The 14,700-nt window shown below is 68.0% G+C and carries 19 protein-coding genes; 7 read left to right on the top strand and 12 right to left on the bottom strand.

Annotation, left to right across the window (positions count from 1 at the left end):
* Positions 1-18 precede the first annotated feature (18 nt).
* The 5 genes from lptB to FHW78_RS17700 all read right to left on the bottom strand — a co-directional run bounded on the left by lptB (position 19) and on the right by FHW78_RS17700 (position 3,461).
* The gene (gene lptB, locus FHW78_RS17720) at positions 19-738 is read right to left on the bottom strand and encodes an LPS export ABC transporter ATP-binding protein (protein ID WP_183643747.1); all 720 of its coding nucleotides are present in this window, start codon (positions 736-738) and stop codon (positions 19-21) included.
* Positions 738-1,247, bottom strand: coding sequence for a lipopolysaccharide transport periplasmic protein LptA (lptA, locus tag FHW78_RS17715; RefSeq protein WP_141453759.1), 510 nt, complete (start codon positions 1,245-1,247; stop codon positions 738-740). Before lptA ends, lptB begins: the two co-directional genes overlap by 1 nt.
* Positions 1,225-1,788: an LPS export ABC transporter periplasmic protein LptC gene (lptC, locus tag FHW78_RS17710; protein WP_183643744.1), complete on the bottom strand. Its 564-nt coding sequence runs from the start codon at positions 1,786-1,788 to the stop codon at positions 1,225-1,227. The genes lptA and lptC overlap by 23 nt, the downstream gene beginning before the upstream one ends.
* Complete coding sequence (locus FHW78_RS17705) at positions 1,785-2,330, bottom strand: HAD family hydrolase (protein WP_183643741.1); 546 nt, start codon at positions 2,328-2,330, stop codon at positions 1,785-1,787. The genes lptC and FHW78_RS17705 overlap by 4 nt, the downstream gene beginning before the upstream one ends.
* A 126-nt stretch (positions 2,331-2,456) precedes the next feature.
* Complete coding sequence (locus FHW78_RS17700) at positions 2,457-3,461, bottom strand: KpsF/GutQ family sugar-phosphate isomerase (RefSeq protein ID WP_183643738.1); 1,005 nt, start codon at positions 3,459-3,461, stop codon at positions 2,457-2,459.
* 53 nt (positions 3,462-3,514) lie between these two features.
* Here FHW78_RS17700 and FHW78_RS17695 point away from each other — a divergent pair, with 53 nt between their 5' ends.
* Genes FHW78_RS17695 through FHW78_RS17680 form a run of 4 tightly spaced genes read left to right on the top strand, consistent with a single transcriptional unit; the run spans position 3,515 to position 5,839 of the window.
* Positions 3,515-3,742 (top strand): BolA/IbaG family iron-sulfur metabolism protein, encoded by a 228-nt coding sequence (locus tag FHW78_RS17695; RefSeq protein ID WP_141453755.1) that lies wholly within the window; start codon positions 3,515-3,517, stop codon positions 3,740-3,742.
* 5 nt (positions 3,743-3,747) lie between these two features.
* On the top strand, positions 3,748-4,170 hold the full coding sequence (locus tag FHW78_RS17690) for a GFA family protein (protein ID WP_183643734.1): 423 nt from the start codon (positions 3,748-3,750) through the stop codon (positions 4,168-4,170).
* A 60-nt stretch (positions 4,171-4,230) separates the two neighbouring features.
* Positions 4,231-5,502: a UDP-N-acetylglucosamine 1-carboxyvinyltransferase gene (gene murA, locus FHW78_RS17685; protein ID WP_183643730.1), complete on the top strand. Its 1,272-nt coding sequence runs from the start codon at positions 4,231-4,233 to the stop codon at positions 5,500-5,502.
* A 10-nt stretch (positions 5,503-5,512) separates the two neighbouring features.
* Positions 5,513-5,839: an EF-hand domain-containing protein gene (locus tag FHW78_RS17680; RefSeq protein WP_183643727.1), complete on the top strand. Its 327-nt coding sequence runs from the start codon at positions 5,513-5,515 to the stop codon at positions 5,837-5,839.
* Positions 5,840-5,903: 64 nt separating this feature from the next.
* On the opposite strand, the gene FHW78_RS17675 is transcribed toward FHW78_RS17680, so the two are convergent.
* From FHW78_RS17675 to purM, 5 genes are read right to left on the bottom strand one after another with little or no spacing between them, the layout of a single operon-like run.
* Complete coding sequence (locus FHW78_RS17675; RefSeq protein WP_183643724.1) at positions 5,904-6,587, bottom strand: DUF3108 domain-containing protein; 684 nt, start codon at positions 6,585-6,587, stop codon at positions 5,904-5,906.
* Between the two features lie 12 nt (positions 6,588-6,599).
* Positions 6,600-7,295 (bottom strand): DUF3108 domain-containing protein, encoded by a 696-nt coding sequence (locus FHW78_RS17670; protein WP_255443336.1) that lies wholly within the window; start codon positions 7,293-7,295, stop codon positions 6,600-6,602.
* A 20-nt stretch (positions 7,296-7,315) separates the two neighbouring features.
* A complete protein-coding gene (gene purN, locus FHW78_RS17665) occupies positions 7,316-7,984 on the bottom strand; it encodes a phosphoribosylglycinamide formyltransferase (RefSeq protein ID WP_183643718.1) in 669 nt (222 codons plus the stop codon).
* Positions 7,981-8,601: a DUF2238 domain-containing protein gene (locus FHW78_RS17660; RefSeq protein WP_183643715.1), complete on the bottom strand. Its 621-nt coding sequence runs from the start codon at positions 8,599-8,601 to the stop codon at positions 7,981-7,983. The genes purN and FHW78_RS17660 overlap by 4 nt, the downstream gene beginning before the upstream one ends.
* 5 nt (positions 8,602-8,606) lie before the next feature.
* Entirely contained in the window at positions 8,607-9,623 is a 1,017-nt protein-coding gene (purM, locus tag FHW78_RS17655) for a phosphoribosylformylglycinamidine cyclo-ligase (protein ID WP_183644808.1), read from the bottom strand.
* 181 nt (positions 9,624-9,804) lie between these two features.
* Here purM and FHW78_RS17650 point away from each other — a divergent pair, with 181 nt between their 5' ends.
* The 3 genes from FHW78_RS17650 to hda are packed head-to-tail and all read left to right on the top strand — an operon-like array spanning position 9,805 to position 12,800.
* On the top strand, positions 9,805-10,878 hold the full coding sequence (locus tag FHW78_RS17650; RefSeq protein WP_343205579.1) for a DUF2066 domain-containing protein: 1,074 nt from the start codon (positions 9,805-9,807) through the stop codon (positions 10,876-10,878).
* 31 nt (positions 10,879-10,909) lie between these two features.
* Positions 10,910-12,079, top strand: coding sequence for an AI-2E family transporter (locus tag FHW78_RS17645; RefSeq protein WP_183643709.1), 1,170 nt, complete (start codon positions 10,910-10,912; stop codon positions 12,077-12,079).
* Position 12,080: 1 nt separating this feature from the next.
* The gene (gene hda, locus FHW78_RS17640; protein ID WP_183644889.1) at positions 12,081-12,800 is read left to right on the top strand and encodes a DnaA regulatory inactivator Hda; all 720 of its coding nucleotides are present in this window, start codon (positions 12,081-12,083) and stop codon (positions 12,798-12,800) included.
* Between the two features lie 165 nt (positions 12,801-12,965).
* On the opposite strand, the gene murU is transcribed toward hda, so the two are convergent.
* Together murU and FHW78_RS17630 are read right to left on the bottom strand one after the other, a co-directional pair.
* Positions 12,966-13,658 carry an N-acetylmuramate alpha-1-phosphate uridylyltransferase MurU gene (gene murU / locus FHW78_RS17635; RefSeq protein WP_183643708.1) on the bottom strand — a complete coding sequence of 231 codons (693 nt, stop codon included), beginning with the start codon at positions 13,656-13,658 and terminating at the stop codon, positions 12,966-12,968.
* Positions 13,655-14,668 carry a phosphotransferase gene (locus FHW78_RS17630; protein ID WP_183643705.1) on the bottom strand — a complete coding sequence of 338 codons (1,014 nt, stop codon included), beginning with the start codon at positions 14,666-14,668 and terminating at the stop codon, positions 13,655-13,657. Before FHW78_RS17630 ends, murU begins: the two co-directional genes overlap by 4 nt.
* Positions 14,669-14,700 lie beyond the last annotated feature (32 nt).

Below are 14,700 nucleotides of genomic sequence, written 5' to 3'. Positions count from 1 at the left end.
GATGGTGCGGCATCGCCCTCAGAGACGGAAAGTTTCCCCCAGGTACACGCGCCGCACGTCCGGATTGGCCAGCAACGCGTCCGGTGCCCCCTGCGCCAGCACGCTGCCTTCGTTGAGGATATACGCCCGGTCGCAGATTCCCAAGGTCTCGCGCACGTTGTGGTCGGTGATCAGCACGCCGATGCCGCGGTTCTTGAGGTGCTTGACGATGCGCTGGATCTCGCCGACCGAGATGGGGTCCACGCCGGCGAACGGCTCGTCCAGCAGCATCAGGCGCGGCCGTGCGGCCAGCGCCCGGGCGATTTCGCAGCGCCGACGTTCGCCGCCGGACAGACTGGCGCCCAGTTGCTCGGAGACGTGGCCGATCTGCAGTTCGTCCAGCAGCGAGGCCAGTTCCTTCTCGATGCCGGCCTGGTCCAGGTCCTCGCGCAGTTCCAGCACCAGGCGGATGTTGTCGGCCACGGTCAGCTTGCGGAACACCGAGGGTTCCTGCGGCAGGTAGCCCACGCCGAGCTTGGCGCGCCGGTACATCGGCTCGGCGGTGATGTCCTGTCCGTCCAGTTCGATCTTGCCCGCGTCGGCGGCGACCAGGCCGACGATCATGTAGAAGCAGGTGGTCTTGCCGGCGCCGTTGGGGCCCAGCAGGCCGACCACTTCGCCGGCTTCCAGGCTCAGTCCGAAGTCGCTGACGACCTTGCGCTGGCGGTAGGTCTTGCGCAGCCCATTTGCGGTCAGCATCACTTGGTGCCCTGCGGCTGCGCCGACTTCGGCTTGATCACGGTGCGCACGCGGGTGCCGTCGCCGCCGCTTTCCATGTTGCCGGTCTTGGTGTTGTAGACCATCTTCTGGCCGCTGTTGGAGCCGCGCGGCGACTTCACCGTGTAGTTGCCGATGAAGGTGATGGTCTCTGACGTCATGTCGTATTCGACGCGATCGGCGGTGGCGTCCATCCAGGAGCCATCGTCCATCTGCTGTTTCAGCTTGACCTGCTTGCCGGTGAACACGGCGCGCGAGATCTCGCCGTCGTTCATGTAGATCTCGCCGGTGCTGGAGCGGATGTCCAGCGAACCCTGGGTGACGGTCACGCCCTTGCTCAGCATGATCTTACTGTTGCCTTCGTAAGAGCCGTTCTGGTGGCCGGCATCGATGACCATTTCCTGGTTGCGATCGGACGACTTGGCCCAGGCCGCGGCGCAGGCCAGCAGGAGCGGAAGCAGCAGGGCGCTAGCGCGCAGACTTGGGTGCATAGACACTTTTGACCTGGGATTTGAATTCGTAGGTTTTGTTCTTGAGGTGGGTTTCGAAGCCTACCCCGCTGAGTATAGAACCGGGCCGGGTGATGGTGACCGGAAGCTCGGTGGTCGCCAGGTTCTTGTCCGGGAAGATGTCCAGCCGCTCGGTGCGGAAGGCCGTCGGCGGCGGCGCATCGGACGGGCTGGTGCCCTGGACGTCGGTGAGCAGCCGCAACTGGGAGTGGTCCGGGCTCATCCAGCCGGTCTTGGAGCGCATCTGCCAGTACTTGCCGGCATTGTCGGGCAGCAGGAACAGCGGCGTGGTGATCGACAGGCTCTGGTCTGCGGGATTGCGGTGCATTTCCGGCGCCCGCAGGGTGACCGCTTCCTTGCCCTGCTTGTCGAGGGCGACGATCTCGAAATCGTGCATCACGTAGTCGGATCGGTCCGGCCCGCCGGCGGCGGCTTCCGGGCGCGCGCGCTGCTTCCAGGCCGACCAGCCGCTGAAGATGGCGGCCACCAGCAGGACCAGGCCAAGGCTCAGGCGCCAGTTCATGCGATGCCTTCCCGCAGGCCAGCGGCCTGACCCTGCGCGCCCAGCAACAGGTCGCAGGCCTCGCGGGCGGCGCCACGGCCGGCGCGGGCGCGGGTGCGCCAGTGGGCGTGGCGGGCGGTCCAGGCGTGGGCGTCGGCCGGGGCGATGGCCAGTCCGACCGCGCGCAGTGGCGGCAGGTCCGGCAGATCGTCGCCCATGAAGGCCACCTGGACGCGTTCCAGCCCCAGTTCGGCGCACAGGGCGTCTACCTGGGCCAGCTTGTCCTTGACCCCGGCGTGGATGCGTACGCCCAGTTCGCGCGCGCGGCGTTCGGCGGCGGGACTGTGGCGCGCGGTGATCAGGGCCACTTCGATGCCGGCCCGGCGCAACAGCACCAGGCCCTGGCCGTCGTGGATGTGGAACGCCTTGGATTCACGGCCCTCGTCGTCGTAGACCAGGCGCCCGTCGGTCAGCGTGCCGTCGACATCGAAGCAGGCCAGCCGCACCTGGCGGGCGCGGGCAATCAGGGCATCGTCGACGTCGGCGAGGTGGGACAGGGGCATGGCGTGTGCTGGAAGAGGGGAATCAGGGAGCCGTGAATCAGGGCAAGCGGGCGCGGCGCGACGGGAAAGGGCCGGAAGGACAGGGAATGGCGATCCCCGGCAACCCCTTCCGGCTATCAGCGCACCTTAGACCACGCGCGCGCGCAACAGGTCATGAATGTTAAGGGCTCCGACCGGCCGCTGTTCAGCGTCGACCACGATCAGGCCGCTGATTTTATGGGTTTCCATCATCCGGGCCGCTTCCACGGCCAGCTGGTCGGCGCCGATGGTCTTGGGCTGGCGGGTCATCAGCTCGGCGATGCGCGCGTGGCGGATGTCCAGTCCGGGATTGTCCAGGGTCCGGCGCAGGTCGCCATCGGTGAACAGCCCGGCCAGGCGCCCGTCGGCGTCGACCACCGCGGTCATGCCCAGGCGCTTGCGGCTCATTTCCATCAGGGCTTCGCTGAGGGTGGCGTCTTCGCCGACCCGCGGCACGTCGGCGCCGGCGTGCATGACGTCGGTGATGTGCAGCAGCAGACGGCGGCCAAGGCTGCCGGCCGGGTGGGAGCGGGCGAAGTCGTCGGCGGTGAAGCCGCGGGCTTCCAGCAGGGCCACCGCCAGCGCGTCGCCCATTGCCAGGGTCGCGGTGGTGCTGCTGGTCGGGGCCAGGTCGAGCGGGCAGGCTTCGGCCGGCACGCTCACGTCCAGGTGCAGGCTGGATTCGCGCGCGAGCGTGGAACCCGGCCGGCCGGTCATGGCGATGACGGTGTTGCCCTGGCGCTTGAGCACCGGCAGCAACATCAGCAGTTCGTCCGATTCGCCGGAATAGGAGATCGCCAGCACCACGTCGGCGTCGGTGATCATGCCCAGATCGCCGTGTCCGGCCTCACCGGGATGCACGTAGAAGGCCGGGGTGCCGGTGGAGGCGAGGGTGGCGGCGATCTTGCGGGCGATATGCCCGGACTTGCCCATGCCGGTCGCCACGACCCGGCCGCGGCTGGCCAGGATCGCCTGGCAGGCCGTGGAGAAACTGCCATCGAGCCGGCTGGCCAGCGCGGTCAGCGCCTGTGCCTCGATGTCGATCACGCGTCGCCCGCTGGCGGCCAGTTGGGCGTCCTGCACGGCCGGGTTGTGGGGAAGCGTCTGGGGCATGCGCGCGTCGTGCCGGGAGTAGAATAGGCGGCCATTTTATTAGGAAATGCCCGTTGGACGCCGAAACCATCCGTAAACTCATCGAATCCGGCCTCCCCGGCGCGCAGGCGCAGGTCGAGGGCGAGGACGGCGTGCACTTCGAGGCGACGGTGGTGGCGGAAGCCTTCCGCGGCAAGTTGCCGCTGGCCCGGCACCGGATGGTCTACGCCACCCTGGGCGATCTGATGGGAGGCGCCATCCACGCGCTGGCCCTGAAGACGGTCACCCCGGACGGCAAATAAGCCGGATGACCGCGCCAACGGCACCCGCGCTTTCCGGCAGTTGCCTGTGCGGAGGCATCCGCTACCAGGTGCGCGGTGAACCGGGGGCGATGGTGGTCTGCCATTGCTCGCGCTGCCGCAAGGCCAACGGTTCGGCTTTCCAGGCGGTGGTGCCGATCGCCACCGGTGATTTCGAGTTGCTGGAAGGCGCGGAATGGCTGGCCGGCTACGAATCCTCGCCCGGCGTCCACCGGATGTTCTGCCGGCGCTGCGCGTCGCCGTTGTACAGTCGTCGCGACACCATGCCGGAAATGCTGCGGCTGCGGGTGGGAACGCTGGATACCCCCTTGTCGGCCGGGCCGTCGATGCACATCTTTGTCGGTTCCAAGGCGGAGTGGTACGACATCCACGACGACGCCGAGCAGCACCGGACCCGTCCCGGCGAATGAGCCGGGCGCTCCTCTCTTCAATCGCATCTTCCCGTCACCCTCATCCCATTCGAGTGATCCATGCAGAAAATCGTAGTGACCGGCGGTATCCCGCTCCAGGGTGAAGTCACCATTTCCGGCGCCAAGAACGCGGTATTGCCGATTCTTTGCGCCACCTTGCTCGCCGACGCGCCGGTGGAAATCACCAACGTGCCGCACCTGCATGACGTGGTCACCACCATCAAGCTGCTCGGCGAGCTGGGCGCGGGCATCAGCATCGACGAAGGCACGCTGTCGCGCGGCAGCGGCATCACCGTCGATCCACGCAGCGTCAACCAGCACGTGGCGCCGTACGAACTGGTCAAGACCATGCGCGCCTCGATCCTGGTGCTGGGCCCGTTGCTGGCCAAGTACGGCGCGGCGGAAGTCTCGCTGCCGGGTGGCTGCGCGATCGGTTCGCGTCCGGTCGACCAGCACATCAAGGGACTGCAGGCGCTGGGCGCCGATATCGTGGTCGAGAACGGCTACGTGAAGGCCAAGGCCAAGCGCCTGAAGGGCGGTCGCTACGTGTTCGACATGGTCACCGTCACCGGCACCGAGAACGTGCTGATGGCCGCCACGCTGGCCGACGGCACCACGGTGCTCGAGAACGCCGCGATGGAACCCGAAATCACCGATCTGGCCAACTGCCTGATCGCGCTGGGCGCGGACATCGAGGGCGCCGGTACGCCGCGCATCGTCATCCGTGGTGTCGAGCGCCTCAACGGTGGCCGCCACGCGGTGCTGCCGGACCGCATCGAGACCGGCACGTTCCTGGTGGCCGCGGCGATGACCGGCGGCCGCATCATCGCCCGCCGCGCCCGTGGCGATACCCTCGACGCGGTGCTGGACAAGCTGAGCGAGGCCGGCGCATCCATCGAGACGACCGAAGACAGCATCAGCCTGGACATGCAGGGCAGGCGTCCGCGCGCGGTCAGCCTGACCACCGCGCCGTATCCGGCGTTCCCGACCGACATGCAGGCGCAGCTGATGGCGCTGAATTGCGTGGCCGAGGGTGTGGGCGTGATCAACGAGACCATCTTCGAGAACCGCTTCATGCACGTGAACGAGCTGCTGCGCCTGGGTGCGGACATCCGCGTGGAAGGGCATACGGCGATCGTGCGCGGCGTGGAGAAGCTGAGTGGCGCGCCGGTCATGGCCACGGACCTGCGTGCCTCGGCCTCGCTGATCCTCGCCGGCCTGGTCGCCGAGGGCGACACCGTGATCGACCGCATCTACCACCTGGATCGCGGCTACGAGAACATCGAAGAAAAGCTGGGCGCGCTGGGCGCCAAGATCCGCCGGATTTCCTGAGCACGCCACGATGTCGACAACCAAACGCACCCGTCTCTCGCCCCGGCGCAAGGCCCTGCTGGTGTTTTTCGCCTTGCTGCTGGCGATCCTGGCCTATCTGCACTTCACCGGTGCCGCCGGCACCAGCGGCATTTCCAACAAGGACATGGACTGGAACGGCGACGGCACCGTCACCGAACAGGAAATCATGCAGGCCTTCTACGCGGTGGTGGTGGAGAAGCAGACCGAAGGCCGGCGTGAGTGCCGTTCCTATGCCTGGCGCAGCAACGGCCAGTCGATCCGGGTGGACTGCCGGACCACCGTCGCCGACGAAGCCGAAGCCAGCGCCAAGAAATGACGGCGGGACTAACGCAAGAAAAAAGCCCGGCAATGCCGGGCTTTTTTCTGCCTTGAAGCCAGGCTCAGCGCCAGGACTTGATGGTCAGGTCGATGGAGTCCTGGCCGTTCTCGCGCTGCAGGATGCGCGCCGGCACCGGCATGTTCGGCACCACCCAGACGATCATCTGCTTGTTGCCGTCGGTGCGCACCAGCTTGGTCGCCTCCTGGGACTTGCCGGCCACGGTGATCTGCTCCTTGCCGGCGACCTGGTAGCTCATCGGCTTGGCGCGGCCGTTTTCGACCATGCGGTAGCGCAGCGGCTTGCCGGCGGCGACGTCGCGCACGATCGCGAGGTTGACCAGCAGCGCGTCCATGTCGCCGGGCTGCAGCTTGAGCGGTCCGGCGCGGTCCGGCTTGATGTCGCCGGTCCAGGTGGCCTGCGACTTGCTCCAGTCGTAGACCGTGTCGACGGACTTCTTCTTGACCAGGATGCGCGAACTGTCGCTGCTGGACAGCGGGCGCAGGCGACCGTTCTGTTCGTCGAACACGGTCTTCTGGCTTAGGTCGACCAATTGGTTGCGGATGCTCAGGCTGTACTGCCAGCGGTTGTTGCCCTGCGCGGCAACGCTCATCTGGCCTTCGCCGAGCATGCCCAGCGCGCTCGCCTGGTACTGCGCGGTGAAGGCATCCACGGCCCACGCCGGTGCGGTGGCCACGGCCAGCACCAGGGCCAGCGCCGGCATGCGGAAACGGAGGAGGGGAGACATTTTTTTCATGGCTTACGGTACTCCTTGGTACTCGACCAGGCGCAGATCCAGTTTGTCCTCGCCATCCTCGCGCTGGAGGATGCGAATCGGCGTCGGAACGCCCTGGGCCACCCAGAAAATGGTTTCGTCGTTGCCGCCATTGGTGCGATCCACCCGCATGGCGTCATAGCTGAGATCGTCCACCGCGACGATTTCCGTCTGCGGCGCGACCGCGTACCGATAATCGCGGGTCTTTCCGAAATCGACCACCCGGTAGTTCAAATGGCGGCCGGGTTCGGCATCGCGGATGACCGCCAGGTTGACCAGCAACGCGCTCATGTCGCCAGGCTGCAGCGGCACGGGCGCGCGGCGGTTCTTCTTCAGATCACCCTGCCATTGGGCCGATCGCGCGCTCCAATCATAGACACCGACCACTTTCTTGCCGGTGAAAAGCGCGCTCTGGGTCGTGGCCTGGCTGAGCGGGCGGAAGTCCGTGCCGACCGTGTCGAACAGGGTGCTCTGCTGGATATCCAGTCCCGACAGCCGGGCCAGGCCGCGGGTACCGCGCACGCCCAGATCGACCTGCCAGCGGTTGTCACCGGCCACCTGCGCCACCTTCATGGTCGCGCTGCCGGCCAGCTTGCCGGCGCGATAGGCGTCGTAGGTGGCCACGAACGGCTCCAGCGCCCACGTGGGGGCGCTGATCAGCAGCAGGGTGGCCAGCAGCATTGCGCGGGTCGGAAGCGGCGTCATGTCGCGAAGGGGAGGGTCAGTTGACCGGCAGAATCTAGGGACAGGGGTTTTAATAACGGCTGACCATCCAGCCAGACTTCGTCTCCCTGTTCAGTGAGACGGCCGGAAACCGCCAACGCGGCCACCGCCGCCAGCAGCGCGTGTTCCCTTGGCAGCAGGCGGGCGGCCAGGTCCTCGGGCTTGTCGCCCGGCAGCACGGGAATGACCGCCTGGGCGATCACCGCCCCGGCGTCCAGTTCCGGCACCACCCAGTGCACGCTCGCGCCATGCTCGCGATCGCCCGCTTCCAGGGCGCGCGCGTGGGTGTGCAGGCCACGGTACTTCGGCAGCAACGACGGATGGATGTTGAGCAGGCGGCCGCGGAAGCGGCTGATGAACGCTTCGCCGAGGATGCGCATGTAACCGGCGCAGATCACCCAGTCGGGCCGCACCGCCTCCACCGCATCGGCCAGCGTCGCGTCGAAGCCGGCGCGATCCGGAAACCGGCGCGCGTCCGCGCTCCAGCGCAGCGGTTCCGGCACGCGTTCCAGCGCCGCCGCCCTGGGCCTGTCGGAGAACACGCCCACGATGCGGGCGTCGAGCCGGCCGGCATCGATGGCGTCCAGCAGCGCCTGCAGGTTGCTGCCACGGCCGGAGACCAGGATGGCGATGCGGTTCTTGCTCATGGATGGACTGGTTCCCGGCGTTCGCGCCGCATCAGTGGCCACGTCGCCAACGCGCCGAGGGTGGCAAGCAGCATGTCGGCGTGGGCATCCCAGACATCTCCCTGCTGGCCGTTGTAGGACTCGGCGGCTTCCGGCGAGAGTCCCAGCGCGATCGCCCATTCCAGCCATTCGTACAGCAGGCTGGTGCACATGATCAGCATCACCGCGATGACGAAGCCCTGGCCGGCCGCCAGCGGCCAGCGCTGGCGCAGCCAGTGCCACACCGCCGGGGTGAAGCAGATGCCGTAGAGCAGGTGGATGAGGCGATCGAAATGATTGCGTCGCCAGCCGAACAGTTCGCTCAGCGTATGCCCGGTCAGCGCGTGCGCCCACGAGTCGTAGGGCACGTTGGAATACAGCCAGCGCGCGCCGAGGCAGTGCAGGGCGATGAAGAAGCAGATCAGCGCGAAGTGCGAGGTGTGCATCGGCCAGCGGCGGTCATGGAGCCACAGCCAGACCAGCCCGACCACGGTCAGGCTGCTGTGCAGCGCCTGCTCGAACGGCCAGCGCGGCGCGATCCAGCTGAGGGCGAAGATCGCCAGCGCCGTGGCGAAGGCGATCCGCTTGCCGGGCTGCATCGGAATCAGCCGATGGACACGCGCTCGGGGCCGCCGGCGGTGGTCACTTCACCAATGCGCCAGTTCGGCAACTGCAGGCGGGCCAGGTCGGCTTCCACCGCGGCGGCATCGCCGGGCGCGACCACCAGCACGAAGCCGATACCGCAGTTGAAGGTACGCCACATTTCGTTGTTTTCCACCGCACCCTCGCGCTGCAGCCAGTCGAACACCGGCGGCAGGGTCCAGGCGGTGGCGTCGATGCGCAGGCCCAGGCCGTCGGGAATGACGCGGATGATGTTCTCGGTCAGGCCACCACCGGTGATGTGCGCCATCGCGTGCATGTCGTGTGTCTTCAGCAGTTCCAGCACCGGCTTGACGTACAGGCGGGTCGGGGCCATCAGCGCGTCGACCAGCTTCACGCCGCCCAGATCCAGATCGCCCGGACGGCCGGCGCGATCGTAGATGCGCCGGATCAGCGAATAACCGTTGGAATGCGGGCCGCTGGAGGCGATGCCGATGAGCAGATCGCCGGCGCGCACCCTGGCGCCATCAAGCAGCTTCGACTTCTCCACCGCGCCGACGGTGAAGCCGGCCAGGTCGTATTCGCCCGGCGGGTACATGTCGGGCATCTCGGCGGTCTCGCCGCCGATCAGCGCGCAGCCGGACAACTCGCAGCCCTTGGCGATGCCGCCGACCACCGCGACCGTGGTCTCCACGTCCAGCTTGCCGGTGGCGAAATAGTCGAGGAAGAACAGCGGTTCCGCGCCCTGGACCAGCACGTCGTTGACGCACATGCCGACCAGGTCGATGCCGATGGTGTCGTGGCGGTTCAACTGCTGGGCCAGCTTGAGCTTGGTGCCCACGCCGTCGGTGCCCGACACCAGCACGGGCTCCTTGTACTTGCCGGACAGGTCGAACAGCGCGCCGAAACCGCCTAGGCCGCCCATCACCTCGGGGCGGAAGCTGCGCCGGACCAGCGGCTTGATGCGTTCGACCACCTCGTTGCCGGCGTCGATGTCGACCCCCGCGTCGCGGTAGGTCATCGGGGTGGAGGCGGGAGGCGTCGGCTGGGTCACGGGCATGCATCGGAAGGGCAAGGCGCGTGATTTTAAAGGAATCCGTGCCCGGTTCGGACGTTCCCTGAACGGCTGGCGTTGGCGCCGGGCATCCATTCGGGCAACAATTCCCTCGATTTGCGGAGCACAGGGACGCTCGATGCGCTGGATGAGAGCTTTCGTATTCGCCGCGGCCACGCTGGTGGCCGCCTCATGGACGGCCATCCCGGCCCAGGCCCAGAGCGGGCTGCGGACCGAGGGGGACGTCGCCGCCGCGCGCGGCACCTACGAGGCTGAGGTGCCGGTGAACGGGCAGGGCGAGGCCGAACGCAACGGCGCGTTCGCGCGCGCGCTGGGCCAGGTGCTGGCCAAGATGTCCGGCGACCGCGCGGTGACCGGCCGGCCCGGCGTGGGCCAGGAACTGCGCAATGCGCGCAACCTGGTCGACAGCTACGACTACCGGCAGGACCAGGGCACCTCGCCCAGCGGCGCGCCGACCTTCCGAACCACTTTGATCGTCCGCTTCGATCCCGAAGGCGTGGACGGCATGGCGGCCGTGCTCGGCCTGCCGGTGTGGCCGCAGCCGCGGCCCAAGCCGGTGGTGTGGCTGGCCATCAACGACGGCAGCGGCCCGCGCCTGGTGGGCCTGCAGCAGGCCAACGCGGTGCGCCCGCTGCTCAGCCGCGCGCAGGATCGCGGCTACAGCCTGGGCCTGCCCACCGGCAACGCCGCCGAACAGGCGCTGGTGGGCGCGATCTGGCGCCAGGACACCGCCGCCGTGGCCCGCGCCTCGTCCCGCTACAGCCCGCCGATGCAGTTGATCGGCAAGCTCTACCGCGCCAAGGGCGGCTGGACCGCCGACTGGGTGTTCGTCGACGGCGGCAAGGTCCTGTCCACCTGGTCGACCAGTGACATCGACGCGCGCCGGGCCATGGCCGGCGGCGCGGACGGCACCGCCGATGCGTTGGTCAAGCGCTACGCCAAGCGGGGCACCGCCGGTCCGGCCGGTACCTACCGGGTGGTGTTCGCCGGCATCCGCAGCACCGACGATTACCTGCGCTTGATGGGGCAACTGCAGAAGATGGCGGTGGTGCGCCGGATCACCCCGGTGCGCGCCAGCGGCGACACCCTGGAACTGGATCTGGAACTGATTTCCGGCCTGTCCGGTTTCCGCCGCATGCTGGGCGACGACAGCCCGCTGGTCGGCGGCGAAGGCGAACCGCCGGTGTTCCGCCTGAAGTAACTCCACCCGCACCTACAGGACGTTCATTCGCATGGATCTTTCTTCCACTCCGGTCGGCACGCTGGCGAGGCGCTGGCAATGGCTGCTGATCGCCGCCATCGTCGGCTGGGTGATCTACCTGCTGGCACCGGTGCTGACGCCGTTCGTGTGCGCGGCGCTGCTGGGGTGGCTGGGCGATCCCTGGGTGGACCGGCTGGAACGCACCGGCCGCTCGCGCACGACCTCGGTGGTGCTGGTGTTCACCCTGATGTTGCTGTTGCTGGTGCTGGCGCTGTTGATCCTGGTGCCGATGCTGGAACGGCAGATCGTGACGCTGGTGGAATCGCTGCCGGAGTATCGGGACTGGTTCGTGCAGCGCGCGCTGCCGTGGATCGAACAGCACACCGGACTGGAACTGGTGGCCTGGCTGGATCCGGACCGGATCATGGAATGGCTGCGCGGCCACTGGCAGCAGGCCGGCGGCGTGGCGGCGACGTTCTTCGGCTACCTGTCGCGCTCGGGCTTCGCGATGATGGCCTGGGTGGCCAACATCGTGCTGCTGCCGATCCTCACCTTCTACTTCCTGCGCGACTGGGACAAGCTGGTCGAACGCGTGGCCGCGCTGATACCGCGCGATCACGTCGCCACCGTGGATCGGCTGGCGCTGGAATCCAACGATGTGCTGGGCGCGTTCCTGCGCGGACAGTTCCTGGTGATGCTGGCGCTGGGCGCGATCTACGCGGTGGGCCTGTCGGTGGTGGGACTGAAGCTGGGCCTGCTGATCGGCATCATCGCCGGCCTGATCAGTTTCGTCCCGTACCTGGGCACCGCCACCGGCATCGTGCTGGGCGTGATCGCCGCGCTGGTCCAGACCGGCGGCGACTGGAGCCTGGTGGCGCTGGTGCTGGTGGTGTTCGTGATCGGCCAGATGCTGGAAGGCTACGTGCTGACCCCGCGCATCGTCGGTGATCGCATCGGCCTGCATCCGGTGGCGGTGATCTTCGCGATCATGGCCGGCGGCCAGCTGTTCGGTTTCCTCGGCATGCTGCTGGCGCTGCCGGTGGCGGCGGTCGCCAACGTGCTGCTGCGCTATGCGCATGAGCGCTACACGCAGAGCAAGCTTTACGCGGGCGACCACCCGACCATCCTGCTCGACTCCTACGTCGACAAGAACGTGCTGGACGAGGACGCCGGCGACAAGCCGAAGACGGAAGACAAGTGAAGTGAGCCGTTCCTCGTCTCCCGGCGGGCTGACGCCACAGCTGCCGCTGGCATTGCGCTATCCGCCGGATCAGCGTTTCGAGAGTTTCATCGGCGCGCCGGAAGGTACGCTGGCGCAGCTGCGCGCGCTGGCCGAGGGTAGCTCGACCGACTGGCTGTACCTGGGCGGCGCGCCGCGGACCGGCAAGACCCATCTCTCGCTCGCGCTGTGCGCGCATGCCGAACAGAACGGCGCGCGTGCCGCGTTCCTGCCGATGGCCGCCGCCGCGGGCCGGCTGCGCGAGGCACTGGAGTCGCTGGAAGGCCATGACGTGGTGGCGCTGGACGGACTGGACCTGATCGCGGGCAACCGCGAGGACGAGGTCGCGCTGTTCGATTTCCACAACCGCGCGCGCCCCGCCGGCATCCGTGTGCTGTACACCGCGCGCGACGTGCCCGCCGAGATCGGACTGGTATTGCCGGACCTGCGCTCGCGGTTGTCGCAGTGCACGCGGGTGATGCTGGTGCCGCTGGATGACGACGGGCGCCGCGAGGTGTTGCGGGAACGCGCGCAGCGACGCGGCCTGGTGCTGGAGGATGCGGCCATCGATTGGCTGCTGACCCGCACCGATCGCGATCTGGGCCGCCTGGTGACGGTGTTCGAGCAGTTGGATCGGGCGTCGCTGGCGGCCCAGCGCCGGATCACCGTGCCGTTCCTGCGCAGCGTGCTGGAGCCGCGCTGAGCCATCGCGCGCGGTGGTCGGCGTGACGGTGCGCCGCCGTTCCCTCCACTGGTGAAAAAATAGCCAACCGGTTTGACACGCCCGCCCCGTGGGGCGGTCCGTCACTTATCCACATCTTTGCCGGTTTTTCATCCACACCGATTGTGGACAATCCTTCGACGCCGTTCAGGCGCGCAGGGACGCATCCAGTTGCGCCAGCCGCTCCGGCGTGCCGACGTCGGTCCAGCGCCCGCCCCAGTACTCGCCATGGATGGCGCCCTCGGGCATGTGCGCGCGCAACAGATGCACGAGCGCGAAGCGCGGCGGCATGCCGACCTGATCGCCAACAATCGCGTTCCAGTCGTCGAGCAGGGTGGGGCGGTAGATACCCAGGCCGGCATAGGTCAGGCGTCGTGCGCCGTCGTCGCGGATCGTGCCGTCGTCCTCCAGCGTGAAGTCGCCGCGGGTCTTGTGCGCGGGTGTATCCACCATGACCAGGTGTGCCAGTCCGTCCGGTTCGGCGGGCAGGCGGGCGAAGTCGTAATCGGTCCAGACGTCGCCGTTGACCAGCAGGAAGGGCTCTTCGCCCAGCAGCGGTCGCGCGTGCAGCATGCCGCCGCCGGTTTCCAGCGGCGTCGGCCCCTCGTGCGACCAGTGCAGCCGCAGTCCCCAGCGTCCGCCGTCGCCCAGCGTGCGCGGAAACTGTTCGGCCAGCCAGCTGATGTTGATCACGACATCACGGATGCCCATCGCCGCGAGCTTTTCCAGGTGCCAGACGATCAGCGGCTTGCCGCCGGCTTCGAGCAAAGGCTTGGGCGTGTGATCGGTCAGCGGGCGCATGCGCTCGCCCAGTCCGGCGGCGAAGATGAGCGCCTTCATGCCGCGTCCCTTGCCCGCATCGCGGGCTTGATGCGCCGTTCCAGCAGATCGCCCAGTTCCGCCAGTTGCGGGTGGCGGGGCAGCACCTCGTCCAGGAAGGCGATGAAGCGTGGCGCGTCGTGCAGGTAGCCGGTCTTGCCGTCGCGGTAGTGCAGGCGGGCGAAGATGCCGAGGATTTTCAGGTGTCGCTGGATGCCCATCCAGTCGGCGTCGCGCAGGAACACCGCGAAGTCGCCCGGCACCGGAATGCCTGCTTCCAGCGCACGCGCGTGGTACTGGGCCAGCCAGCCGTCGACGCGCTCCAGCGGCCAGCTGAGGAAGGCGTCCTTGAACAGGCTGACGGGATCGTAGGCCACCGGCCCCCGGATGCAGTCCTGGAAATCCAGCACCGCCGGCAGCGGCCGGGTAGGCATCAGGTTGCGCGGCATGAAGTCGCGATGGGTCAGCACGCGGGCCTGCCCTAGCGCGTTGTCCATCAGGCGGCGCTGCGCCAATTGCAGCCGCTCGCTTTCATCGCAGTCGAGGGTGATGCCCAGGTGGCGGCCGAGGAACCATTCCTCGAACAGGCCGGCGTCCCGTTGCAGCAGCGCCTCGCCGAACTCGCCGGCATCGGCTGGCGGCGTGATCGCCTGCAGCTTGATCAGTTCGCCGATGGCCAGGCCGAACCACTCGTCGGCGCTGTCGGCGTCGATGGTCTTGACCAGGGTCGGCCCGCCCAGATCCTCCAGCAGCAGGAACCCCGACTCCACATCGCGCGCGAGTACCTGCGGCACCCGCACGCCACCGGCCTCCAGCAGATCGCGGATCCGCAGCCAGGGACGGACATCCTCCAGTCCCGGCGGCGAATCCATCACGATCCGGCTGGGCTCCACGCCCCGCGTGCGCCAGTAGCTGCGGAATCCGGCGTCCACCGAAGCCCGTTCCAGCGCCAGTCCGGGCGCGTCCATGGCGGCCCTCGTCCAGGCGAGGCGTTGCGTGGCACGGACGTCGTCGTGCGTCTCGGGGGGCATGCGGTGTCCAGACAGGGGTGGTTGCGGACTAA

The sequence above is a fragment of the Pseudoxanthomonas sp. OG2 genome, from assembly GCF_014192765.1.
Taxonomy (GTDB): domain Bacteria; phylum Pseudomonadota; class Gammaproteobacteria; order Xanthomonadales; family Xanthomonadaceae; genus Pseudoxanthomonas_A; species Pseudoxanthomonas_A beigongshangi.
Note: the sequence above shows the minus strand (reverse complement) of the source record. Positions and strands in the feature narration are given on the sequence as shown.